Here is a 24,497-nt window from a genome sequence, read left to right on the forward strand (position 1 = left end):
CACGGCCCCCGCGCATGCCCCGCGTGAACCGGCTGAACACATGCCCGCGCATTCCCCTTCCTCGCCCGGCCCGACGCACAGCGTCGCTCAGGCGAAGCCGTCCGGGCAGGAGGGGGTCAAGCGGGCGGTTTTCGCTTGTTGTTCGGTCTTTTGCTGGATAAAAGACCAGTATGCAACGGCGCAAAGTCACGCTCAAGCTGTATCCCAATGCCGCGCAAGCTGCGCGGCTTGAGGCTTGGACGCGGCTGCACTGCGAGTTGTACAACGCGGCGCTGGAAGAGCGCATCGACGCCTGGCGCAAGGCCGGCAAATCCATCAGCTATTACGCGTAGCAGAACGCATTGCCGCAGATCAAGGCGGATCGGCCTGAGCTCAACGAACTCGGCAGCCACGCCTTGCAGCAGACGCTGCGGCGGCTGGATCCCGCATTCCAGTCGTTCTTTCGTCGCGTCAAGGCGGGGCAGACGCCCGGATTCCCGCGGTTCAAGGCCGCGAAGCGGTTCGCGGGCTTTGCCTACCCCGACCCGGCTGGCTGGAAGCTCATGCAGCACGGCGGCCGTGGTGCCACGCTGCGCATCGGCAGTGGAGACACGGCCCTGTCCGTCCGGGCGCGCGGGCGTCACCGCTTCGGGGTTGAGGCAAAACCCAACGACATCACCCTCACGCGCAAAGGTGGTGGGTGGTTCGTGTCGGTGACGCTGCGCGTGCCCGAGTCGGCCTGTGCGCGCCGGCGCACGGGCGATCAGCGCCGCGGGGTGGATTTCGGGATCAACGACTGGGCGACGTTCGATGATGGACGGACCATCGATAACCCGCGCTGGCTGCGCGAGGAACTGCCGCGCCTTGCCGCGCTGCAGCGGCAGCGCGCCAGGAAGAAGAAGGGATCGTTGCGCTTCAAACGGCTCGGGCGTCGCATTGCACAACTGCACGATCGCATCGGCAACCTGCGCCGGGACTTCGTGAACAAGGAAACAACCAAGCTGGTGCGGCAATGCGCCGTCCTGGCGACTGAGCAACTGGCTCCGAAGACCATGAGCCGCAGCGCGAAGGGCACGGTGGATGCACCGGGCCGTCGCGTGCGGCAAAAGGCCGGACTCAACCGGGAGATCCTCTCGGCAGGGTTCGGCATGGCGCATCCGATGCTCGCGTACAAAGCGGAAGAAGCTGGTACGCGGCTGCATCTGAGCCATACGCGCCAGCTCAAACCGTCGCAGCGCTGCGCGGCGTGCTGGGAACTCGCTCCCAAGACGTTGGCGCAGCGTGTGCATGTGTGCCCGCACTGCGGGCACACGGCCCCGCGCGACCGCAACAGCGCAATGGTGGTTCTCATCGACGCGCACAACACGCAGGACACGCCTGGGACGGGCGTGGCGGCGAGACCCAAACCTCTGCCACGGCAACGGGGCAAGTCCAGGTCTGTGACCCGCGAAACCCCCGCTACAACGCCATGCGTTTAGCGGCGGGAGAGTTCATTTGCGCGATCTCCGCCCGCGTCATTGGCATGGGGGCTGGGCGATCATCGCACCGACACGCAACGTCAAAAGCATCTTGCGCGTCCCCTATGAGCCCCTTCCCCTGAAGGCGCTCAGCAGCCGCTAACGTCACATTGGATGGTGCCTGCAGGCACAATGTCGCGATGCTGCCCAGTTATGTTTTGCTCGACTTGGAAACCACCGGGATCGACCCTGTCCATGATCGCATCACGGAAATTGCGGCCATCCGGGTGGACGATGGTGCGGTGACCAGGCGCTGGGAGTCCCTGGTGAACCCTGGGCAGCCGATTTCTCCCTTCATCCAGAAGCTCACAGGCATCACGAATGCCATGGTGGGTAACGCACCTGATTTTCAGCGGGTTCTACCTGATCTGCTCGCTTTGCTCGACGGCGCGGTCCTGGTCGCGCACAACGTGCGCTTTGACCACGGTTTTCTCAAGCATGCGATCGCTCGCACAGGGGTCACGCTTCGCGTCGACACCCTGTGCACCGTGAGGCTATCCCGGCGCTTGTACCCCCGTGCGACAGGCCACGGACTTGACGCCATCATGCGCCGCCACGGCTTGTCCACCACTGCGCGGCATCGCGCCATGGGGGATGTGGATCTCCTGCACGCGTGGCTGCGCGTTGCGCGGGACGATCTGGGCGCGCAAACGTTACAGACCGCAGCGCAAGCACTGCTACGCAGCACTTCCCGCGAACCTTATTGATCCGGCCCGATTTATCCGTGAGTCACGCAGCATATTTCACGCGTGCGTCCTGGAAGAACTTTCTCACCCGCGCGGGTGATTTCTCCAACGTCTGCATGTGCTCTGTTGCGGCGGTTTTCAATTTGGCCTTGGTGCGTACCGGCACCTTCGTATAAGGAGCCTGTTTCAAATCGGCATTGAGCCGTTCTTCCGGGTTGAGCTCAGGGCTGTAGCTGGGCAGATAGAACAACTCGATCTTGTCTTGACGCCTCTCAACCCAGGCCTTGACCGGCTTGCTGTGATGGACGCGCAGGTTGTCGAGAATCAGGAACACTTTCTTGCCGGCGTCCTGGATCAGTGCACCCAGAAACTCAATCAGCTTGTCTGCGTTGAACGCCTCGTCAATGATCATCCAGCGTGTCGTGCCCTGGTTGGTGACGGTGGCGATCATCGACAGTTTCTGGCGTGTGCCACCGACCGCAAAGGTCACCGGTGTTTTGCCCGCCGGTGCGTAGCAGCGGCCACGCACGTCGGTATTCACGACCGCGGTTTCGTCGCCCCAGTGAATCTCGGCACCCTCGGACCTGGCGCGTTGTTCGATGGCCGGGTATTCATCGTCCAGCCAGGCTTGTACGGCTTCTGGACGCTGCTCATACGCCTTCTTGATCGGCTTTTGCGGGGTGAATCCCCAGCGCTTGAGATAGTTGCCAACGCCGCGCACCGACAACTTGATGCCGCATTCGCGTTCAACCAACTGCATGACCGCAGCCCGGTTCCATAGCGCAAATTCCATCTTCAGTTGTTCGGGGCGCTTGTCGCAGATGAGTTGCCGAACCGCGTTCTCTTGCGATTCGTTCAGCATGCGTCCACTGCCTGGTTTCTTGCCACGTGCAGCAGGCTTGAGTGCCGCTGCCCCCGCAGTCGAATAAGCGGTGATTGCAGCGTTCACGGCATACCAACTCAGACCGCTGTGCTCAACAATCTGCATCACAGGCATCCCTTTGCGGCGCATGCGGATGACTCGTTTTCGTCTCTCGTGCAGTACTTCTCGCGACTGCTTGCGGGCGTCTTCTTTTTCCATGCAAAGTCAGACTCATTCCACGCCTTAAAGTTCACGGATAATTCGTGCTTAGTCTATAGCAACCCCAGGCGCCAAGAGTGTCTGTTCCCATGGCTCAGTCGCCACGTCCATCGGCAAAAGGCCGACGCCTGTTGCGGCATCCCCCCGCTCTTTCATCGCCTGCCACGCCGCGAGCAACAGCGCTGAACTGCCGTCGGACCGCGAACCCGCTGGCGCGCGCCCTCTGCCTGGGCTCGTGCATCCGAATGCACAACACCGAGTTCCTGCAAACTGGCATGTCGATCTGGCGATCTAGGGTTGCAACTTATCAATGTTGACAGCGACCTGGTGGCTTCGGCTCGTATCCACGCTCGTGCTGCCGATCAGGTCCCCAGGCTGTGGCGTTGCATCCCCGCTCGCCGAAACCCGGGCCTCCACGCGCAGGTCCCTGACCCCGGAAAGCGGATGACCCGGGTCAAGTGAATTGGCATCACTCAGCGCGACGACGGTGGGCAACTGGTTGACACTGCTGCGAACTGCCGCAAGCGGCATTGGATTGCCCGGCGCGCGGGCGAACACGAACACCGTGCGCCCGCGCGCTGCCGCACGGAATCGCGGTGCGATCGACACCGCGATCTTGAGCGCTTCGCCCGCGGCGGCACGTGGCGCCACCCCGGTCGCCTTCAGCCCGAGAGCGGCACGGTCCCGCTCGACCAGGTTGTGCACGAATCCGTAGTCTTCCGAGTCCGGCGCGACTTCGCTCTGCGCACGCTCCAGAAGCGGCAGCGCAGCAGCGGGTTCCCCGCGCCTAGTGGCTGCGTATCCCGCCAACATCAGCGCCAGAAGGTTGTTCGGCTCGAGCTTGAGCGCGCGCAGCGCGAGCTGCTCAGGCCGCCCAACTGGATCGCCGTCGGTCGTCATCGACAACGCATCGGCATATTCGGCCAACCAAGTTGCATTGCCATTCAGGCTTGGCCCGATCCGGCCGAAGGCCGCGACTGCGTCGCGATAGCGACCGAGTACGGAATAGGAACGTCCGAGCATTGCCCAGCCAGCCGGGTCGTCCGGATGCTGCGCCAGCTTCGCGGCCAATGAATTGACCATCCCCTGGACCTGGGGCGGAGCGCTGCCGGTGCTGGGAACCTGGGCAGCCGTGGCCACACCGACGGCTTGCGCACCTCCGACCAGCGCGCCGGGCGTGCCCATCAGCACATAAAGCAATCCCCCGCAGATGGGCAGCATCAGGGCGACGGTGATCGCGGTTGGCAGTGCGTAGGCCGTCTTCGCAGCGGGCGCTGCCGGCAATGCTTCCTCCAGCACGCGCCGCGTCAATTCGTCACGGGCACGCGCGAATTCCGCGGCATCGATGGTCCCTTTGGCGTGCTCCATCTCAAGCGCGCCAAGCTCGTCTTGGAGCAATCGGGCATTCAGGCGTCCTCGGTCAACCCCCGCAACGGACCGCGGAGCAATCATCAGAGGTCGGATGATCAAACCGATCACCACTAGTGTCAGGGCCGCCGCAGCGGCGACAAAGGCAATCATCGTATTTCCTTCACGCCGGCGTCGGCCAGCAGTTGCCTCGCGCGTTCGATTTGCGCGACATCCAGCGGCACGTCCTGTTGTGTGCTGCGCCGACGCACGTACATCAACAAGAACCCTAACCCCATCACCAGCAGCACGAACGGTCCGACCCATAGGACAGCCGTCTCGGCGTCGAATGGCGGGCGGTAACGCACGTAGTTGCCATAGCGCTGGACCAAATAGTCCTCGATCTGCTGATTGCTGCGCCCCTTCTCCATCATGGTGCGAATCTCGTTGCGAAGGTCGCGCGCCAGATCCGCCTGCGACGCGGCCAGTGATTCGTCCTGGCACACCAAGCAGCGCAGGTTTCGGGTCAGCGCCAGCATGCGTTGCTCAACGGCTTCGTTGCGCACCAGCGGTTGGGCCTCGCCGGCCCAGCCTTGCCCCACACAGGTGATCACAAGCAACAGCGCGAATAGGGATTTCATGACGATAGCCTCTTGATCAACGGCAGCAACTCCTCGGTCATGACGCGGGGCGTAATGGGACCGATGTGCTTATCCACGATGGTTCCGTTGCGGTCGATCACATAGGTTTCCGGAACCCCATAGACCCCGTAGTTGATGCCTACATGCCCGTTGGCATCGACCGCCACCATCTCGTACGGATCGCCGAACTGGGCAAGCCACATGCGCGCGTCGGGCGACGTGTCCTTGTAGTCAAGGCCAATCAAGGGAACATGCAGCGAGCGCGCGTAATCGACCAAAATCGGGTGTTCCTCGCGGCAGGACACACACCACGACGCCCAGACATTGAGCAGCCAGACCTTGCCCTTCATTTGCGACGACGAAAACATCTGTCCGGGGCTGTTGAGTCGCGGAAGGTCGAATGCCGGCGCCTGTTTGCCAATGAGCGGCGAGGGAATCTTGTGCGGGTCATGCGTGAGCCCCGCAGCCAGGAAGGCAAGCAGGATCACAAAGAGCACGAAGGGAATCAGCCAGATGCGTTTCATGATGCCACCACACCCTTCAACGACGCGGTGCGCCGCTGCAACAGGCGATAGCGGCGATCTGCCGCGGCCGTCACGCCGCCTACAGCCATCAACAGGCCGCCCAACCAGATCCAGATCACGAATGGCTTGTAGTACACGCGAACCGCCCAAGCACCGTGATCCAGCGGCTCACCCAGTGAAACGTAGATGTCACGGAAAATCCCCGTGTCAATCGCAGTGTCCGTCATCGGCATTGCGGAGCTGAAGTAATCCCGCTTTTCCGGGTGCAGGACCGCGAAGACCTTGCCGTCGCGCGCCAGCGTCAGCTGGCCCTGAGACGCACGGTAATTCGGCCCTGGGACGATTTGCACGCCCTCGAAGCCCACGGTGTACCCGGCGACTTGGGTGGTATCGCCCGGGGCCATGCGCAGGTCGCGCTCGATCTGGTAATTCTTCACCAGCGCAACGCCGACGATGGCCACTGCCAGACCGAGGTGTGCGAGCTGCATGCCCCAATAGGCCGCCGGCGGGTTGCCGCTGCGCAGGCGCTTGCGAATCTGCAGCAACACTGCACTACCCAGCCACACGGCGGTGAACGCCCCGATTGAGGCGCCCGTACTCCAGTGCCCCATCAGGATCGGCACAATGATCGCCGCCAGCGCGGCCAGAAACGCCGGCCAACGCATCGCCAGCAGCAGGTCAGCCAGCGGCGAGCGCTTCCAGCGCGCCAGAGGACCCACGGCAGCCAGGAGGAACAGCGGAATGACGATCGGCACAAACACGCTGTTGAAGTATGGCGGACCAACCGACAGCTTGCCCAGGCCCAGCGCGTCCATCACCAAGGGGTACAGGGTGCCCAGCAGCACGCAGCCGGTAGCCACAACCAGCAGGACGTTGTTGCTCAGCAGCAGAGTCTCACGCGAGATGAGGTCGAATTTGCCACCCAAGCCGCTGCCCGGCGCGCGCAATGCAAACAGCAAGAGCGAAGCTCCGACGACCAAGGCAAGCAGAAGCAGGATCATGACCCCGCGCCGGGGGTCGGTAGCAAAAGCGTGGATCGACGACAGCACCCCGGAGCGCACCAGGAAGGTGCCGAGAAGCGACAGCGAGAACGCACCGATCGCCAGCAGGACCGTCCAGTTTCGGAAGCTTCCCCGCTTTTCCGTCACCGCCAGCGAATGAAGCAGCGCCGTACCAACCAGCCAGGGCATAAACGATGCGTTCTCCACAGGATCCCAGAACCACCAGCCTCCCCAACCAAGCTCGTAGTACGACCAGTACGAACCCAGAGCAATGCCGATCGTGAGCGAGACCCAGGCTGCCAATGCCCAGGGCCGCGACCATCGCGCCCAGGCTGCGTCCAGACGCCCAGCAAGCAATGCAGCGATCGCGAATGCGAATGCCACGGCAAAGCCCACGTAGCCCATGTACAGCATTGGTGGGTGGCCAACGAGGCCCGGGTCTTGCAGCAGGGGGTTCAGGTCACGCCCATTCAGGGCAGCCGGCAACAGCCGCACAAAGGGGTCCGACGTGATGTTGATGAACACGAGAAAGCCGGTGGCGATCAAGCCGAGGACCCCAATGACGCGCGCCACCATTTCGTCGGGCAGGCTGCGCGAGAGGATCGACACGGCAAAGGTCCAACCGGTAAGCATGAGCAGCCACAGCAAGAATGATCCCTCGTGACCGCCCCAGGTGGCGGCGAACTTGTAGATGGTGGGCAGCTGCGTGTTGGAGTTCTCGGCCACATAACGGACCGAAAAATCATCGCTCAGGAACGACCACACAAGACAGGCGAAACTGACCAGAACAAGCAAAAACAGCGCCTGCGCGGCCGGGCGGGCCAGGGCAATCCAGTTGCGATTGCCGCGCCAGGCGCCAATCAGTGGCAGCACGCCCTGCAGCAGGGCAACCGGCAGCGCCAGCAAGATCGCATAACGTCCGAGTTCGGGAATCATTTTTGTAGTGTCCTTGAAGCTTCGCGGGCCTGGACGATGGCGTCCTTGGCCTCAGGAGGCATGTAGTCGGCGCTGTGCTTGGCCAGCACCTGCGTCGCTCGAAATTGGCCGTGCGGTCCGAGGGTGCCCTGCGCAACGACGCCTCGGCCCTCGGCGAACAGGTCGGGAAGGATTCCCGTATAGGTGACAGGTACCTGCTTCGCAGTGTCGGTAATGACAAAATGCACGGTCATGCCGTCGCGCCGCAGACTGCCCTTCTCGACAAGTCCGCCGAGGCGGAACATGGCCGCGTGTGGCGCCTGTCCGTCGACGATCTGGCTCGGCGTGACGAACAGCGCGATCGAGCCGTTAAGCGCGCGCAGCACCAGCGTGGAGGCGATGGCCAGGGCAATGAGGCCAAGGGCGATCAACCCCAGCCGACGATGACGGGCTTTCATGCCAACCGCTCCTGTAACTCCTGCAACTCCTGCAACTCCAGTCGGTCCACGACCCCGCGACGTCGCAGCGCACCCAGCGCGGCGCTGCGACGACCGCGCAAGCCGACGATTTCAATGACCAGTGCCAGGGCGCACGACAGCACACTGCCCCAGACGTATGGGCCGTAGCCCCCCATGGCGAAAAATTCAGCCGCTGAATGCCAGATCATGTTTGGACCTCCCTGAGTCGATGCACCCATTCCGTACCGGATTCGCGCTCAAGGATGATGACCCGCACGCGAACAAGTACGACAGCAATCGTGTACATCCATGCGGCGAAGGCCATGAGCAGCATGCCGGCGAGCATGGTCATGGCCATCGACGGCGCGTGGGTGAGCGACACCGACGCACCCTGATGCAAGGTGTTCCACCATTGAACCGAAAAATAGATGATGGGAATGTTGACCGTGCCAACCAGTGCCAGCACGCCGCAGGCGCGGTCGGCCCGCTGCGGGTCGTCGATCGCCGCGTGCAGCGCCAGAAATCCGAGATACAGGAACAGGAGAATGAGTTCAGAGGTCAAGCGCGCGTCCCACACCCACCACGTGCCCCACATCGGCTTACCCCACAGGGAGCCGGTGACCAGCGCCAGCGCCGTGAACATGGCTCCTGTTGGCGCCAGAGCCAGCGACATCATGCCCGACAGCCGTGTGCGAAAGCTCAGGCCCAGTGCCGACCAAAAGGCCATCACCAAATAGATGAACATGGACATCCACGAGGCCGGCACGTGCAGGAAGATGATGCGGTATCCATCGCCCTGCTGGGCATCGGGCGGGGCCACGAAAAAGCCGATCCATAGCCCGGTCACGCAAGCCACCAGCGCCAGTGCGGAAAACCAGGGAATCAGCCTGCCAGCCAACGGGTAGAAGGTTGCCGGACTGGCGTAGCGATACCAGGAGACTCTTGCGTTTTTCATTCGAGTGCGATCCTCACTGCGGCGGTGGTCGCGAGCGGCCCGAAAAATGCGGCGACAACCAGCATCGCGCCGAGTAGCGCGAAATGGCCCCAATAATCGAGTCCGGCCGCCTGTGCGGCGACCGCCCCGGTCCCAAAAATCAATGCCGGCACATACAGCGGCAACACCAACAAGGCGAGCAACGCCCCGCCCCCGCGCAGCCCGAGGGTCAACGCCGCACCGATGGCACCGATAAGGGCCAAGAGCGGCGTGCCAATCAGCAAGCCGAGTGTCAGAAGGGCCAACGCCGGGGTATCCAGCTGGTATTGCAGCCCCAACACCGGGGCCAGGACCACCAGTGGCAGCCCCGCCACCACCCAGTGCGCGCCGATCTTGCCCGCGATGAGCCACGCCAGGGGTGTCGGCGATAGCGCCATTTGCTCAAGCGTGCCGTCGGCATAGTCATCAGCGAACAGACGATGCAGACCGAGCAGGGTTGACAGCAGCGCTGCGACCCAAAGAACGCCAGGTCCAATGGTGCGAAGCAACGCGGGCTGCGGGCCGCCGCCGAGCGGAAACAGACTGGCGACAATCACGAAAAAAAACATCGCGGTCACCGCATCGCTGCGACGGCGCATCGCAAGCAAAAGCTCCCGTCTCAACATCGCCAGAAGGGCTGTCTTCATGGTTTACAAATCCAGCTCGCGGCCGCCCGACAATCCGATCGTCTGGTGGCTGGTCAGCACAGCGAGGCCGCCCGCGTGCAAGTGCTCCTCGACGAGTTCGCCGATCAGATCCACCGCACTGGTGTCGAGCGCCGAAAGTGGCTCGTCGAGGATCCACAATGCAGCCGGGCGCAGCAACAGGCGGGCAAGCAACGCACGCCGGTGCTGACCCTGAGACAGTGCGCGCAGGGGCAGATCTTCCCTGCCCCGCAGGCCCAGGCGCGCCAGTGCCTTGAGCACAGGCACCTCGTCCAGATGCTGGCCATCGAGGGCCGCGGCCAGACGAAGGTTCTCCAGCGCGCTGAGGTCTTCCTTCAGGCCGCTGCGGTGCCCCAGATAGAGCACCGCGCCTCGGAAATCATCGCCGGCGCGCGCCAGCTCCGAGCCGTTCCAGCGCACCACGCCATCGTGGGGGACAGCCAGCCCTGCCAGCAACCGCAACAAGCTGGTCTTGCCGGCGCCGTTGGCCCCGCGCACGTGCAGCCATTCACCCGCGCTGAGGCCGAAATCCAGACCGCGAAAAAGCATGCGCGTACCACGCTCACAGGCCAGCCCTTCCACCCGGAGGGTGTTGGCGACGGCGTTCATCTGGCCCATCCCTGCCGGAGCACTGCTTGCCCCGGCACCCATCGTGTCGGGCACCGGAAAGCCAATCGTAAGCGGACAACACGGTTGCACATGGATCTCAACAGAGCGAAGACTTCGAACACCTTCAGTTGCAATCTATTGCATGCAATCAAGGCCAGTTTTGATGCTGGTCAACCCGATCCAAACTTGCCGCGGCATGTGTCGGGAGCCACGCACGCACCGGCATTTGCTTGACCTGCATCAAGCCCGAGGTATGGCGCCCTACCTAGACTTGGGCCGACTCTGTGCACGCGTGTTTGCGCGCACCCGCGTCGATCGCTCATGTACCGCTGTGCCGCGCCCACCTAGCCTCGTCTGCAAACGCCCCTGATGGCATCGACAATACGCCCGCCGCTGGCCGTGGGCGCGCTCGCCGTGATCACGATCATCGCGATCTCGGTATCCGTCACGTTGCTTCTGGCGGATTTGCGCCACCGCGCCACCACCCGCGACAGCCAGGAAACGACGAGCCTGACTCGCATGCTGGCCGAGCAGACTGCGCAGGCCTTCAAGCGCACCGACGTTGCGCTGCGCAGCGTCGACGAGCGCTTGCAGTCGCCATTCGTCAGCCAACTCGCACTCGACAGCCTTCCGGTGCACCTTCTCCTGCTGTCGCGCTTGTCCGGCATGGGACAGGCTGGTGCACTCTTTATCGCCGATGCCCAGGGTCGGGTGGTGAGTTCGTCGCGGCAGTTTCCAGCACCGGCGCTGTCCGTGGCGGATCGCCCATATTTCAAGGCATTCGTCGACAATCGGCGCAGCAGTCTCGTCATTGATGCGCCGGTGCAAAGCCGCGCCACGGGTGCGTGGACCGTGCATGTGGCACGGCCGCTGCGCAGCGCGGACGGACGTCTGCGCGGCGTCGTCGTCGCCGCCATCCGCACGGACCAGTTGGAACGACTGTTTGGCTACATGAAGCTCGATTTCATGCGGCCGGTTGCGCTGTACCTGAGTGATGGCCGGTTGATTGCGAGTGTCCCACATCGCGACGCGGAGATTGGCGAACCAGCGCCCGAACTGCAGGGCGTGCGCGTCCCGCCGCCGGGCGCCGTCGGCGTGTTTGACCACTTCGCAGCGGGAGGTGCCGACCAGGTGTTTGCGCTGGAGCGCATTGAAGGATTGCCGCTCATGGTCGGGGTCACCGACAATGTGGCGCAGACCCTGGCGGCGTGGCGCGAGACCGCCATTCCCATCGGCGCCGGCGCCTTGCTGGTCTGTGCGCTGATCGGCGTTGCAGCAGGATTTTTGGCGATTGAGCTCAAGCGAGGCGAGCAGCTCAACCTCGCACTGCAAGAAGCCGACAGCCGCTGGCGCCTGACGCTCAACTCGGTGATGGATGCGATCGTCTCGATTGATGCCGAGCAAAACATTGTGATGTTCAACCCGGCAGCCGAGCGCATGTTCGGCATTCCCGCAGACCGCGCCATCGGCAAGCCGCTTGCTACGCTGCTGCCGCAGCGCTTGCGCGAGGCGCACGAAACGCATGTGCGCGCGTTCATGGCTTCGGGCATGTCATCGAGAGCGATGGCTCCGCTCATCGAGATCCTCGGATTGCGTGCCGACGGCACGGAATTTCCCGTCGAGTCCGCAATCTCGCAGACTGAAATTGCAGGCAAAGTGCAGCTGACTGCCATGCTCAGGGACGTGACCGAGCGGCGTCGGCGTGAAGCCGAACTGCGATCGATGAATGAGGAGCTGCGACGGCTCTCTATCGCCCAGCAAACCGTGCGCGAGGAGGAACGGGCGAGGATTTCGCGTGAGCTGCATGATGACCTTGGTCAACAGCTCACCGGCATCAAGCTCGACCTGAGCTGGCTCGGCGGCCGCTTGAAGGAGGGGCGTCAGCCGGCGCCGGAGACCCTCGACTCGATGCGCCGCTTGCTCGACGGCGCCATTGGTGCAGTCCGCCGCATTTCCACCGAATTGAGGCCACGCATCCTGGACGATCTGGATTTTGAGGATGCCATCGCCTGGCAGGTCGGCGAGTTTGCACGCCGCAGCAAGCTTCAGGTCGATCTCAAGCTGGCTGCGGCGTCGCTGGTGCATGGCGACGCGGTCGCCACGGCATTGTTTCGCATCGTGCAGGAATCCCTGACGAACATCGCTCGCCACGCCGAGGCCACGATGGTTCGCATTCACCTGGAGCAGTGCGCCGATGGACTGTGCCTGCAGGTCACCGATGACGGCCGCGGATTTTCCCCCGGGGCGCGCTCCAGCGGCATCGGACTGCTCAGCATGCGCGAGCGAGCCACCGCGCTGGGCGGGACGTTCACCATCCGCCCCGGTTCTGCCGGTGGCACGACAGTTGAGGTGCGCATCCCGATTACCGACGAGCCCCAGCCAGAAACCGCTGGAGAACCGCTATGAACAAAGTCGACGTTCTGGTTGCCGACGACCACGCAATCATCCGTAACGGACTGCGCAACATTCTGGACGACACGGAGGATTTGTGCTGCGCCGCAACAGCCGACAACGGCAACACGCTGTTGTCCCTGGTGCGCACGCGCGACTGGGGACTGCTGGTACTTGACCTGTCGATGCCGGGACGCAACGGATTGGAGTTGATCAAACTGGTCAAGGCCGAGCGCCCCCGCCTGCCGATCCTGGTCTTCACCATGCATCAGGAGGAGCAGTACGCGGTACGCGCGATCCGTGCCGGGGCCGCCGGCTATTTGACCAAGGAATCGGACGGCGATCTCCTGCTTGTCGCCATGCGCAAGGTCGCTGCAGGCGGCGTCTACGTCAATGCGAAGGTGGCCGAATTGCTGGCCACGGAAGTCTCGCACTCGCATTCGGCGCCAACCCACACCTTGTTGTCCAACCGCGAGTTCGAGATTTTCACGCGCATCGTCAACGGCCGCAGTCTCACCGAGATCGCGGAGGAGCTCGCGCTGAGCGTCAAAACCGTCAGCACACACAAATCCCACATCCTGGAAAAAATGGGACTCACGCACCAGGTCGAGCTGGTGCGCTACGCCTTGAACCACGGATTGGTCGACAGTGCGCCCGACTAGGCGGGGCGCGCAGCATTGCTGTTGTCCGCTGCTGTGCCATCTCGATTGAGCGGCGCCCGCCACAGTCGACGCCACTCCTCGCGGTCAGGTTTTTGATCCGTCTTTTTCTCGCCACAAGGCGAGCCGCCGGTGCCGCTTGCGCATTTGGCTGACCGACCCCCAGATTACTTCGCCCTGACTACCAGCGCCGTCAATCGGAGGATAAGGCGCGCCTGCTCACAGGATCGATCGCCAATTTCCATCAATTCGCGCGAACTTGGCTCTGCACAACACGATCACTTCGTGTTTTCTGATGCCGAATCAGATTTTTCTGATGGGCAATTTGATCGGCTTCCGATAGTGCATCAGGGTTATCCCCATCAACAATCTCCACCAGACGTTGCGATTCGCCGAACCGCGATTCGTACGCATGCAATCTTCGATCCTAAAGGTGGACACCATGATGCACAGATCCTTGATCACCCTCGCTGCCAGTGCGGCAGCGCTCAGCTTATTCGTCCTCGCACCATCGGCGCACGCCGATGCGGGCAAGGATCTCGCCCGCTCCCATGGCTGCTTTACCTGCCACGCCATGTCCGGCACGAAGGTTGGCCCAGCCTTCGACGCCATCGCGGCCAAATTCGCGGGCAAGACGGATGAGGAGAGCACCTTGGTGAATGCCATCAGGCATGGCGAGACCGGGACTTTCGGCGCCATGGCGATGCCGGCCAACCCCGCGCTCAGCGAGGCTGATGCCAAGGTCATCGCGGACTGGATCGCAACTCTCAAGAAATAGGCCAAACAGCGCCCGGAACCCATCCGCCTACGTCACGACAGCGATACCTCAGCCAACTCCAGGGAGCACACCGTGCAGTTCATCCGAAAACTCATTCTTGCCGCCGGCCTGATTCTCGCCGGATGGGGGGCTACGGCTTTCGCCGCCGACCCGATCAACTTGCCGGCGATGGGCGAGTCGAACCCCGCCTTGTCAACACCAGCGATGGTCTCCAAGCAAAAATTGGCTGAAGACGCCAAATGCACGCGCTGCCATGATGAAAACGAGGCCAAGCCGATCCTGTCCATTTTTCAGACCAAGCACGGCGTGACGGCAGATCCGCGCACGCCAACCTGCCAGTCCTGTCACGGCCCGAGCCTGGCCCACTTGGCTGGTCCAGTCAACGGCAAGATCGCACCGCCTGACGTGCGTTTCAACAATGACAACTACCCCGAATCCAGCGCCAGCCAGCGCGCTGCGGCGTGCCTGACCTGCCACAAGGGCACGCAACGCGCGCATTGGGACGGTAGCCCCCACCAAGTCAACGGTCTGGCCTGCAATGACTGCCACGTCATCCATAGCCCGGTCGACAAGGTGCGCAGCCGCATGACCCAGCCTCAGGTCTGCTTCACCTGCCATAAGGCTCGCCGCGCCGACATCCAGAAGATCTCGCACCACCCCATCGGCAACGGAAAGATGGTCTGCTCTGACTGCCACAACCCGCACGGCTCGGTCGGCCCGGATCTGATGAAAAAGGCCACGATCAACGCAACCTGCTGGACCTGCCACGCGGACAAGCGCGGGCCTTTCCTGTGGGAACACCAGCCCGTCACCGAAAACTGCACGGACTGCCACACGCCGCATGGCTCGAACATTGCGCCTTTGCTGAAGTCACGTCCCCCATTCCTGTGTCAGGAATGCCATGACGGCCCCCATGCCAGCATCAACCCAGCCGGCCCCGGCATTGCCGGAGCGCAGGTTCCTGGCACCGGGTACATCGGCGCGCCAAACCCGACGGCGACCACCGCTGGCCGCGCCTGCCTGAACTGCCACGTCATGGTCCACGGCTCCAACAGCCCGGCCGGTGCGTTCCTGTTCCGCTAAATAACGAGGATCACGCCATGAAAAGCATGAAACCCGCGCTGTCTGCAAAGCCACTGGTCATTGCACTCCAAAGCGCCCTTGCAACACTCGCCGTCCTGTCGCTGACCACGGTTGCCCGAGCCGACGATGACGTCGCCCGACTGACCAACCCCACGAATTCGATCGAAATTGGTGGCGCCTACACGGACAGCAGTTCGGCCCAGTTCGGCCAGTACAACGGCCTGTCCAAGTCCGGCGTGAGCCTGATTGGCAACGTTGACCTGCGCGGCGGCGATGCCTACGGCCAAAAACCAGGCACGATGCGCTGGTCGCTCGAGGGGACCAACTTGGGCTTGAGCGACCGCTACCTCGGGGGATCCCTGTCCAACCAGGGAACCTGGGAACTCGGTCTGAGCTACCAGCAGCTGCGCCACTACCAGACCGACTCCTACCAGACCCCCCTGCAAGGCGACCGCGGCGGCAACACCTTCACGATGCCTGCCGGATTTGGATTGGTCAATGAGGCCAGGGGCTCAACGGGCACGCAGGCCCTAACTGCCACGCAACAGGCGTTTTTCCAAACCAAGGATGTCTATTCGGAGAAGGACATCGCGCGCTTCAACGCGCTGCACAATTTCGGGCCGAACTGGGACCTGCGCTTTAACTGGCAACACATTACGCAGTCCGGTGCGAAGCTCATGGGCTCCGGCACCGACAATTCGGCCACCACCACGCAGTTCACCCTTGCCGGCTACACCCCGAAAAACGAAGGCGTGCAGCTTCTGATGAACCCGACCGAGTACAAGATCGACAACTTCACGCTGTCGCTCGACTGGTCTGGCGAAAAGGGATTCTTCACCGGTAGCTTCCTCGGTTCGCGGTTCCGCGACAACTACGACGCGGTGTACTTCTCCAATCCGTTCGTGAACCAGAAGGTTGCCAACGGCACCCTGTTCAGCGGCCCCTATCCGACGGACATGCTGAGCACGGCTCCGGACAACAATGACAACCAGATCAGCCTCATGGGCGGCTACAACCTGACGCCAAGCACCAAGCTGGTCGGTGGTTACTCGTACGGACGCAACACCCAGAACGCCGCCTTTACGTACGAGCCGGTGCTGATGCAATCCGGCGCGTCGCCGGTCGGCTCGCTTGACGGCCTGGTGGTCAACACCCACGCCGACGCCCGATTGACCAACCAGACCACCCAGGCCCTGCGCCTGTCGGCCGGCGTGGTCTATAACAAGCGCGACAACCAGACAGCATCCAATGTCTATCCGTTCTTCACCCTGGGTGGCGATCCAGCATCCCCGGTCAACGTTCCGATCAGTCACAGCACGGCTGATACCGACGTGGCCGGCGACTACACCATCAGTCAGAGCCAGCATGTGCATCTCGGCCTGAAGAACGAGACGACGAAACGGTGGTGCGACAACACGGTCGCGGTGATTCAGGGTGAGACGCTGGCGGGAATTCCAACTTACTACACGACGACGTCCTGTGCGCAAGTCCCCAAGGAAAGCGAGAACAGTCTCCTGGCGAACTATCGCCTGAAAGCAACGGAGAACCTGAATTTCAACGTTGGATACAACTACGCTGACCGGAAGTCAACGCTGAACTCGACCTTCTACAACCCGATGCAGGCATTCGACGAAGGTTACGAAAATCCGGGCTTCGTGGCTTACTTCGATGCTTCGCGCAAACGCAACCAGGGACGCGTGTCCGCCAATTGGCAGGCGACGCCGGCACTGAACCTCAGCCTGAGCGGAAACTTCGCCAGCGACTCGTACTACGACTCCGCATTGGGTGTGCAGGGCGGCCATGAGGCCAACGTCAACCTCGACTCGAGCTACCAGGCTTCGGCCAACACCCTGCTTTCGGCCTACGCAACCTGGCAATGGCGCAAGCGCGACATGTTCGACTACAGCTACCGGGTCAACGGCACGACCGCCAAACCCTATTACTGGGTCAACGGTCTGCGTGACAATGCACTCACGCTGGGCATCACGGCAAAGCACGATGGCATGCTCAACGGAAAGCTCGGCTTGGCGGCGGATCTGTCTTACTCCCTCGACAATACCGGATATTCAAGCTTCATCCTGCCGGGACAGACCACCACGTGCAACACCGGGGGCACGAGCGGCTACAACTGCGGCAGCATTCCAGACATTCACACCGAGATTGCGACGCTGAAGCTAACCGGGAACTACAAGGTCGACAAACAGAATTCCTTCCTGTTCGGCTACCTGTACCAGAAGCTGAATTCGAACGACTATCTCTACAACTTCTACCAGTACGGCTACACATCAACGTCGACGATGCCCGCGAATCTTCAAAACCCGAGTTACTCGGTCAACGTGATCTTCGTGGCCTACCGCTACACGTTCATGTGACGCGCACCGCACGGTGGTGGACGCCGCTTAAGGCGCGCACCACCGCTGCCCCGCACGTCTTCTTGTCTCTTCCACCGCAACACGCAGCCTCGAAGGAGGCTGCGTGTTGTTGCTTACGGGTCGATCTTCGCCTGTAGCGCGACAGGGGCTGCCCCCACGCGCGCATGCGCAACTTATTTGAGCTTCGTGCCCGAAGCCTTCGCGTAGGCGTCCAGTGCCGGACCGAGGTTTGCCGGCTTTTCGGCCTGCCCGGCCAGTTGGGCTGCTGCCTGCAATTGGGTGTCGGACAGCTCCGGGCGCAGTTTCTGAAGGGCCTGCACCGCATGGTTGTTGGTTGACGGATCGCCATGGGCCGAGACGCTGTACAGTGCATAAGCGATGACCGGTGACTGTGGCACCCCCACTCCACGCTCATACAGCGCGCCCAGGTTGTACTGGGCACTGGCTTCCCCCTGCAGGGCCGATCTGCGGAACCAGTCGGCCGCCTGCAAGTCGTCCCGGCTCACCCCGCGCCCGTGCTCGTAAAGAAGGCCGAGGTTGTTTTGGGCATGGATCTCACCGTGCTCGGCAGCCTTGCGATACCACGTGGCGGCCTGTGCATCGTCCTGCGGCACGCCATAGCCCTTTTCCAGCAACCAGCCGAGACTGAACTCGGCATCGACGACGCCCTGGTCAGCGGCCTTGCGGTACCAGGCAGCAGCCTGCGCATAGCTTTGGGGCACGCCGAATCCGTTTGCATACAGCCAGCCCAGGTTGTCCTGGGCATCCGGCATACCCTGGGCCGCAGCCTCGGCAAACCAGGTCGCCGCGTGCTCGTTGCTGCGTTCGACGCCCAGGCCTTTTTTGTACAGAAGCCCGAGCTGATCCTGTGCCCGTGCATCCCCCTGTTCGGCTGCCCGTCGCAGCCACAGCGCTCCCTGTGCCGGATCTTGCGGCAGCCCCTGTCCACCGACATACATGGCCCCGAGGATCTGTTGCGCTTGGCTCTGCCCTTGCTCTGCTGCTTTCGTAATCCACGCTGTGGCCTTGGCGTCGTCGCGTTCAACTCCGCGGCCACGACGGTACAAAAGCCCCAAGCGTGTCTGAGCCAGAGCGTTGCCCTGTAGCGCCGCTTTTGACAACCAGAATACCGCCTTCGCGTCATCCTGGGGCAAGCCCACGCCGCGCTCGTAGAGCAGACCGAGATTCGTCTGGGCCAGCACATTGCCCTGCATCGCGGCCTTGGCAAACCAGCCTGCGGCTTGCGCGTCGTCACGCGCCACGCCCTGTCCACCGGCGTAGAGCACGCCCAGGGCGTACTGACCTTGGGCGAAGCCCTGATCGGCCGCGCGCCGGTACCACGCCGCTGCCTGCTTGAAGTGATGCCCGGAATCGAAATACGTGCCGAGCCAGAACTCGGCCCCTGCGTCTCCATCACCGGCTGCCGCCTGCAGTTTGTCAAGACTGGCGGCGTTGCCCCGCATGGCCTGCGCCGCAAGATCGCGGGCCTTCAGGACCGCCTGCGCCGAACTGGTCGTTGCACAGACCGTCAGCGCAAACACACAAGCACCCAGCAGGGTGCGTCGAGGCCGGAAATTGGGGGGCATGATGAAATGGAATTGAACGCGCCGACGCGGGCGCAAGATGCCTGCATTCTCACCCCGATCCGGTCCTCCACGCCAGCCCTTTTGTGCCCATGCGTGCCAGGCTAGCCAAGCCCAGGAACAGAGCATCGCATTGGGACGCCACACGCCATTGCAGCTGGATCGACAACAGCCATGGAAGCCTCGATCAACGAGGCTGATAGCCATCACTGGCGTTGGCTTCAAGCGTGGGGCAATTCATGCGACACGCCAAACTCCGCTTTGCCCAGTACAAGCCCAAGCATATCGATGAACGCGCGGGTTTTGGCCGGCATCAGTTTGCGGCCCGGAAACACGGCCCAAGCGGTGGGTGACGGAAGACACCAATCCGGAAGCACGCGCTGCAATGCACCGCGCTGCACATCGGGCAGCGCGAAGTAATCCGACACGCCCACGATTCCCGCGCCGGCACGGGCAAGTCGAATCAGCAGCTCGGGCGAGTTCGCACTGGCACGGCCTCTGGGGACACCCGTCCACCGATGCTTACCCCTCAACAGCGTCCACGTCGCCGGCTCCCCGCCACTGCTCAACAGCCGCACGGACTCATGCCGCTCGAGGTCGTCGGGACTTTGAGGCTCGCCATGTGCGGCCAAGTAGGCAGGTGCGGCATAAAGTCCGCTGGGAAATGCGGCCAGCCTGCGAGCGGCCAGCAAGCTGTCGTCGGGCAACGCGCCCATGCGCACAACGACATCAAAACCCTCACTCAACAAGTCCACGCGACGGGGAGACAAATCCAGCTCGAGGGCAATGGCTGGATGCAGTGCGACGAACGCGGCCAGCGTGTCGGCCAACAGCAAGTTGGCGAAGTCACTTGGCATGGATACACGCAGCCGGCCCGTGGGTATCGCCTGGCGATGCTCGCTCAGCGCGGTCACCGCATCCACCTCGGCCGCGACCTGGCGCGCATGCTCGAGCAGCTGCCCGCCCAATTCGGTCAAGGCCTGGCGGCGCGTCGTTCGCAACAGAAGGCGCTCGCCCAAGCGCGCCTCCAGGCCCGCCAACCGACGCGACACCGTGGACTTGGGCATGCCGAGCCGATCGGCAGCGCGGCTGAAGCTGCCAAGTTCAGCCACGATCGCAAAGATGAGCAGGTCGTTCGGGTCGACATGACGGAATGATTGTTCCATAGGCGGAACAATATTAACCGTTTTCATGGCTTTCATGTCCCTAAAGAGACGAATAAAGTGGATGCCTCTCCGCAATCCCTCATGAAAACAGACCAAGGTATCCGCATGAACATTCTGCAAGTCAATGCCAGTGCCCGCCGCGAAGGCTCCAATTCCACGCGCGTAGCCAACACCATCGTGGCTCACCTGCAAGCACGCAACCCCGTGGCGCGGGTGACCATCCGCGACCTGGCCATCACGCCCCACCCCCTATTGGACGAACGCGCCCTAGGCGCACTGTTCACCCCGGCCGAGCAGCGCAGCCCGGAACAAGCCGAGCGTGTGGCTCTGGACGACGCGCTGATCGCCGAGATCCAGCAACACGACACGATCGTGCTTGGCGTACCCATGTACAACTTTGGCATTCCGGTTCAGCTCAAGAACTGGATTGACGCCATTGCGAGGGCAGGCGTGACGTTCCGGTATTCAGAGCAAGGACCCGAAGGCCTTTTGGCAGGCAAGACGGTGTATGTGGCCTTGGCACGCGGCGGCCGCTACCGCAACACGCCGAACGACTCCCAAGTCCCCTACCTGAAAACCGTGCTGGGTTTCCTGGGCATGACCGACGTGCGCTTCATCTATGCCGAAGGTTTGGCCATGGGCCCGGAAGCGCTTGAAAGAGGTCTTGCCGAAGCCCAGGCCGACATGAAAGCCGCCGTAGCCTGATTGCCGCCTTGAAAGCCGGCGTGCGGGTTGCCCCGCATCCTGTACACCCGAACCCGAAAGCTCCGCACCATGCACACACCGTCTGACCGCCAAGCCGTGCACCAACCGCGCCGCGTGGAGCGCCTGATCGCGGGCCAGGCCACCTCCGACGGCGCGGGCGTCAAGCTCACCCGCGTGCTCACCCAATCCCTCCAGCGCCGGCTCGATCCGTTCCTGATGCTGGACGCCTTCGGAAGCGACAATCCTGAGGACTACATTGCCGGCTTCCCCGACCACCCCCATCGCGGCTTTGAAACCGTGACCTACATGATTGCCGGTCGCATGCTGCACCGCGACAGCGCCGGCCACGAAGGGCTGCTGGAAAATGGCGGAGTGCAATGGATGACCGCCGGTCGTGGCGTCATCCACTCCGAGATCCCACAGCAGGAAGACGGCGTGATGGAAGGGTTCCAGCTTTGGCTGAACCTGCCGGCGCGCGACAAAATGCGCGCTCCCTGGTATCGTGATTTCAAGGCGGATGAATTGCCCAAATTCGTGTCGGCGCAAGGTGTCGCGGTCACCGTGATCGCCGGTACAAGCGGCGAGGTCACCGGCGCCGTCACGCGCGAAGCCACCGCGCCGCTGTACCTCGACTTGCACCTGCCGGCCGGATCGCAGTTCGCGCAAATCGTGCCACCCACGCACAACGCCTTTGTCTACGTGTACCGCGGCGAAATCCGGATCGGGGGCCAGGCCGTCCCCGCGCAGCGCATGGCTTTGCTCGCCAACGACACATCCGCCGACGGCGTGGTGATTGAGGCTCCAGGTTCTGCCAGAGCCCTGCTCATTGCGGGCCACCCGCTGAACGAACCGATTGCCCAATACGGCCCGTTCGTCATGAACACCAATCAAGAAATCTATCAGGCACTCAGCGACTTCCGCGACGGACGCCTGGGGGAGGCCGCCAGCCCTGCGCCTGGCGATAAATCGATCAAATAGAACGAAAACGGAGGTTTGGTTCAGGCGCGCGCCCCTGCGCGGGACGTCAAAGCGCGTTGCGGCTGACCATCATCCGCGAGCGATGCACGGGCGCGGCACACCGTCACATGCTTCCCGCCTTCGTCATGCGGCATCCGGTGGATGCATACGCCCGAGGCTCGTCGCGGACGTTCGTCGACGCAATGCACACCGCATGGGTCGCTGAGGCCGTGGATTGCGCGCGCCGCGCCATCGATCCATGCGGCGCATGCTGGCAACCAGCGGCAACCCGCAGCAAAAGCGTTCCCCATGACGATGCCGCAATACGGCGCATACCCAGCCACGCTATCCTCAGACCCATGCACGAAATCCTCAAGGTTTCAAATCTCTCCAAGACGTATGCCTCCGGCTTTCATGCCTTGAAGGGCATCAATCTGACCATTCGCAGCGGCGAGATCTTCGCGTTGCTCGGGCCCAATGGCGCAGGCAAGACGACCCTGATCAGCATCATCTGCGGCATCGTCAATCCGAGTGCGGGTTCGGTGACCGTCGACGGCCACGACATCCTGCGTGAGTACCGCGCAGCTCGGTCCCTGATCGGACTGGTTCCGCAAGAACTGACGACGGATGCCTTCGAGACGGTATGGGCGACGGTCTCCTTCAGCCGCGGCTTATTCGGCAAGCCCCGCAATCCCCGATATGTCGAGACGGTCCTGAAATCCCTCTCTTTATGGGACAAGAAGGACAACAGGATCATGACTCTTTCAGGGGGCATGAAGCGCCGCGTACTCATCGCCAAGGCGCTCGCCCACGAGCCGAAAATCCTGTTCCTGGACGAGCCGACGGCCGGTGTCGATGTCGAGCTCCGACGCGACATGTGGCAGCTGGTGCGTGAACTGCGCGACACAGGAGTGACCGTGATCCTGACGACCCACTACATCGAGGAGGCCGAAGAGATGGCCGATCGCATCGGCGTCATGAGCAAGGGGGAGCTGATCCTCGTGAAGAACAAGAAAGACCTGATGCACGAACTCGGCAAGAAGCAACTCGAGCTGCAGCTGCAACAGCCTTTGCCGAACCTACCTGCCGCACTCTCGATCTATCCCCTGGAGCTGTCGAAGGATGGGCTTGAGTTGACATACACGTATGACGCCCAGGACGAGAGCGTCGGCATTGGGGTGCTCTTGAAAGCTCTGAGCGATGCGGGAATCCAGTTCAAGGATTTGCACACAACGCAGTCTTCCCTTGAAGATATCTTTGTGGGCTTGGTGAGAGAACCTCAATGAACCTCCATGCAGTTCGTACGATCTACGCGTTCGAGATGGCGCGCGCCAGGCGAACCATGATGCAAAGCATCCTTTCCCCCGTGATTTCAACATCGCTCTATTTCGTCGTCTTCGGAGCAGCACTCGGCTCACGGATCCCGACCGTCGGCTCGATCAGCTACGGCGCGTTTATCGTGCCGGGGCTCGTCATGCTGTCCCTGCTGACGCAGAGCATCTCGAATGCGTCCTTCGGCATCTATTTTCCCAAGTTCAGCGGCACGATCTATGAACTCCTGTCGGCGCCCGTGTCCTATGTCGAGATCGTCCTGAGTTACGTTGGCGCTGCCGCGTCGAAGTCCATTGCCCTTGGACTCATCATCCTTGCAACGGCGGGCCTCTTCGTTCCATTGCGCGTCGAGCACCCGCTATGGATGCTCACCTTCCTCGTCTTGACAGCGGTCACGTTCAGCCTTGTGGGTTTCATCATCGGCATATGGGCAGACGGGTTTGAAAAGCTGCAGGTCGTGCCGCTTCTGATCGTGACCCCGTTGACGTTCCTCGGCGGGAGCTTCTACTCGATCGACATGCTGCCTCCCCTGTGGCGCACGGTGGCGTTGTTTGATCCCGTGGTGTACCTGATCAGCGGATTTCGCTGGAGCTTTTACGGGATCGCGGACGTCAACGTGGGCATCAGTCTTGGGATGACGGCGGCCTTCCTGGCAATCTCGCTAGCTGTCGTCGCATGGATCTTCAAGACAGGATACCGGCTCAAGGCCTAATCCGCCCTCAAACGCTGATTTGGACGGGCGCTCAGCGAGCACGGCTCCGCGCTTTGCGTCGACCGCTGCCATGCGGCCCCGATCCGGCAGCCGTCGATGTCATGCCCCAAGCGGCGCATGATTGCGCGACCTTCAACACGGCACGCCTCCTGCACCGACATCGCTTGGCGAGCATCGTTGGCCCCGGCACGGATCCTCGCGCGCATTCCACACTCTGCTCGAGCGTGCCCAGGAGCCAGCCATCGAGAATGAGGACTCAAGTGGGTCGCGGCTTGGCGCTTCGATCTGCCACGCTGACGCGCGCTTCGTTGATCGTGATGCGCGGCAGTCACATTCCAGACCACAAGGCTTGGCTATATGCTC

The 24,497-nt window shown here is 62.5% G+C and carries 24 protein-coding genes; 12 read left to right on the forward strand and 12 right to left on the reverse strand.

What is annotated here, in order from left to right; all coding sequences use genetic code 11:
* The first annotated feature begins 170 nt into the window (after nt 1–170).
* The 3 genes from CD04_RS24580 (at nt 171) to CD04_RS0110790 (ending at nt 2,203) form a co-directional block, all read left to right on the forward strand.
* Nucleotides 171–332, forward strand: a complete 162-nt coding sequence (locus tag CD04_RS24580) for a helix-turn-helix domain-containing protein (RefSeq protein ID WP_231480536.1) — start codon at nt 171–173, stop codon at nt 330–332.
* A 9-nt stretch (nt 333–341) separates the two neighbouring features.
* Nucleotides 342–1,457 (forward strand): transposase, encoded by a 1,116-nt coding sequence (locus CD04_RS21730; RefSeq protein WP_231480537.1) that lies wholly within the window; start codon nt 342–344, stop codon nt 1,455–1,457.
* Nucleotides 1,458–1,636: 179 nt separating this feature from the next.
* Nucleotides 1,637–2,203: a PolC-type DNA polymerase III gene (locus CD04_RS0110790; protein WP_031406655.1), complete on the forward strand. Its 567-nt coding sequence runs from the start codon at nt 1,637–1,639 to the stop codon at nt 2,201–2,203.
* A 22-nt stretch (nt 2,204–2,225) separates the two neighbouring features.
* Here the strand turns inward: CD04_RS0110790 and CD04_RS0110795 are convergent, their stop codons facing one another.
* From CD04_RS0110795 to ccmA, 10 genes are all read right to left on the reverse strand, one after another.
* Nucleotides 2,226–3,263 (reverse strand): IS630 family transposase, encoded by a 1,038-nt coding sequence (locus CD04_RS0110795; RefSeq protein ID WP_031406656.1) that lies wholly within the window; start codon nt 3,261–3,263, stop codon nt 2,226–2,228.
* Between the two features lie 291 nt (nt 3,264–3,554).
* Nucleotides 3,555–4,784, reverse strand: coding sequence for a c-type cytochrome biogenesis protein CcmI (gene ccmI, locus CD04_RS0110800; RefSeq protein ID WP_031406659.1), 1,230 nt, complete (start codon nt 4,782–4,784; stop codon nt 3,555–3,557).
* On the reverse strand, nt 4,781–5,251 hold the full coding sequence (locus CD04_RS0110805; protein ID WP_031406660.1) for a cytochrome c-type biogenesis protein: 471 nt from the start codon (nt 5,249–5,251) through the stop codon (nt 4,781–4,783). Before CD04_RS0110805 ends, ccmI begins: the two co-directional genes overlap by 4 nt.
* Nucleotides 5,248–5,775 (reverse strand): DsbE family thiol:disulfide interchange protein, encoded by a 528-nt coding sequence (locus CD04_RS0110810; RefSeq protein ID WP_031406661.1) that lies wholly within the window; start codon nt 5,773–5,775, stop codon nt 5,248–5,250. Before CD04_RS0110810 ends, CD04_RS0110805 begins: the two co-directional genes overlap by 4 nt.
* A complete protein-coding gene (locus CD04_RS0110815) occupies nt 5,772–7,712 on the reverse strand; it encodes a heme lyase CcmF/NrfE family subunit (RefSeq protein WP_031406662.1) in 1,941 nt (646 codons plus the stop codon). The genes CD04_RS0110810 and CD04_RS0110815 overlap by 4 nt, the downstream gene beginning before the upstream one ends.
* Entirely contained in the window at nt 7,709–8,149 is a 441-nt protein-coding gene (gene ccmE, locus CD04_RS0110820; protein ID WP_031406664.1) for a cytochrome c maturation protein CcmE, read from the reverse strand. Before ccmE ends, CD04_RS0110815 begins: the two co-directional genes overlap by 4 nt.
* On the reverse strand, nt 8,146–8,358 hold the full coding sequence (gene ccmD, locus CD04_RS0110825; protein WP_031406666.1) for a heme exporter protein CcmD: 213 nt from the start codon (nt 8,356–8,358) through the stop codon (nt 8,146–8,148). The genes ccmE and ccmD overlap by 4 nt, the downstream gene beginning before the upstream one ends.
* Nucleotides 8,355–9,104 (reverse strand): heme ABC transporter permease CcmC, encoded by a 750-nt coding sequence (gene ccmC / locus CD04_RS0110830; RefSeq protein ID WP_031406668.1) that lies wholly within the window; start codon nt 9,102–9,104, stop codon nt 8,355–8,357. Before ccmC ends, ccmD begins: the two co-directional genes overlap by 4 nt.
* The gene (gene ccmB, locus CD04_RS0110835; protein WP_031406669.1) at nt 9,101–9,769 is read right to left on the reverse strand and encodes a heme exporter protein CcmB; all 669 of its coding nucleotides are present in this window, start codon (nt 9,767–9,769) and stop codon (nt 9,101–9,103) included. The genes ccmC and ccmB overlap by 4 nt, the downstream gene beginning before the upstream one ends.
* 3 nt (nt 9,770–9,772) lie before the next feature.
* Entirely contained in the window at nt 9,773–10,396 is a 624-nt protein-coding gene (gene ccmA, locus CD04_RS0110840) for a cytochrome c biogenesis heme-transporting ATPase CcmA (protein ID WP_031406670.1), read from the reverse strand.
* Between the two features lie 369 nt (nt 10,397–10,765).
* On the opposite strand from ccmA, the gene CD04_RS22600 reads away from it, so the two are divergent.
* The 5 genes from CD04_RS22600 (at nt 10,766) to CD04_RS0110875 (ending at nt 17,679) form a co-directional block, all read left to right on the forward strand.
* Nucleotides 10,766–12,802 (forward strand): cache domain-containing protein, encoded by a 2,037-nt coding sequence (locus CD04_RS22600; protein ID WP_081857893.1) that lies wholly within the window; start codon nt 10,766–10,768, stop codon nt 12,800–12,802.
* On the forward strand, nt 12,799–13,449 hold the full coding sequence (locus CD04_RS0110855; RefSeq protein WP_031406674.1) for a response regulator transcription factor: 651 nt from the start codon (nt 12,799–12,801) through the stop codon (nt 13,447–13,449). Before CD04_RS22600 ends, CD04_RS0110855 begins: the two co-directional genes overlap by 4 nt.
* 439 nt (nt 13,450–13,888) lie before the next feature.
* Nucleotides 13,889–14,224, forward strand: a complete 336-nt coding sequence (locus CD04_RS0110865; protein WP_231480538.1) for a c-type cytochrome — start codon at nt 13,889–13,891, stop codon at nt 14,222–14,224.
* A gap of 72 nt (nt 14,225–14,296) precedes the next feature.
* A complete protein-coding gene (locus CD04_RS0110870; RefSeq protein WP_231480539.1) occupies nt 14,297–15,307 on the forward strand; it encodes a DmsE family decaheme c-type cytochrome in 1,011 nt (336 codons plus the stop codon).
* Between the two features lie 17 nt (nt 15,308–15,324).
* Nucleotides 15,325–17,679, forward strand: a complete 2,355-nt coding sequence (locus tag CD04_RS0110875; RefSeq protein ID WP_031406681.1) for an MtrB/PioB family decaheme-associated outer membrane protein — start codon at nt 15,325–15,327, stop codon at nt 17,677–17,679.
* 173 nt (nt 17,680–17,852) lie between these two features.
* On the opposite strand, the gene CD04_RS0110880 is transcribed toward CD04_RS0110875, so the two are convergent.
* Entirely contained in the window at nt 17,853–19,265 is a 1,413-nt protein-coding gene (locus tag CD04_RS0110880) for an SEL1-like repeat protein (protein ID WP_197033081.1), read from the reverse strand.
* Between the two features lie 218 nt (nt 19,266–19,483).
* The gene (locus CD04_RS0110885) at nt 19,484–20,428 is read right to left on the reverse strand and encodes a LysR family transcriptional regulator (RefSeq protein ID WP_031406685.1); all 945 of its coding nucleotides are present in this window, start codon (nt 20,426–20,428) and stop codon (nt 19,484–19,486) included.
* A gap of 105 nt (nt 20,429–20,533) precedes the next feature.
* Here CD04_RS0110885 and CD04_RS0110890 point away from each other — a divergent pair, with 105 nt between their 5' ends.
* The 4 genes from CD04_RS0110890 (at nt 20,534) to CD04_RS0110905 (ending at nt 24,134) form a co-directional block, all read left to right on the forward strand.
* Nucleotides 20,534–21,133, forward strand: coding sequence for an FMN-dependent NADH-azoreductase (locus CD04_RS0110890; RefSeq protein WP_031406688.1), 600 nt, complete (start codon nt 20,534–20,536; stop codon nt 21,131–21,133).
* Nucleotides 21,134–21,202: 69 nt separating this feature from the next.
* On the forward strand, nt 21,203–22,111 hold the full coding sequence (locus CD04_RS0110895) for a pirin family protein (protein WP_031406690.1): 909 nt from the start codon (nt 21,203–21,205) through the stop codon (nt 22,109–22,111).
* Nucleotides 22,112–22,449: 338 nt separating this feature from the next.
* Nucleotides 22,450–23,376 (forward strand): ABC transporter ATP-binding protein, encoded by a 927-nt coding sequence (locus CD04_RS0110900; protein WP_031406691.1) that lies wholly within the window; start codon nt 22,450–22,452, stop codon nt 23,374–23,376.
* On the forward strand, nt 23,373–24,134 hold the full coding sequence (locus CD04_RS0110905) for an ABC transporter permease (protein ID WP_031406693.1): 762 nt from the start codon (nt 23,373–23,375) through the stop codon (nt 24,132–24,134). The genes CD04_RS0110900 and CD04_RS0110905 overlap by 4 nt, the downstream gene beginning before the upstream one ends.
* The last annotated feature ends 363 nt before the right edge of the window (nt 24,135–24,497 follow it).

Origin of the sequence: Thiomonas sp. FB-Cd (assembly GCF_000733775.1) — a bacterium.
GTDB lineage: Bacteria > Pseudomonadota > Gammaproteobacteria > Burkholderiales > Burkholderiaceae_C > Thiomonas_A.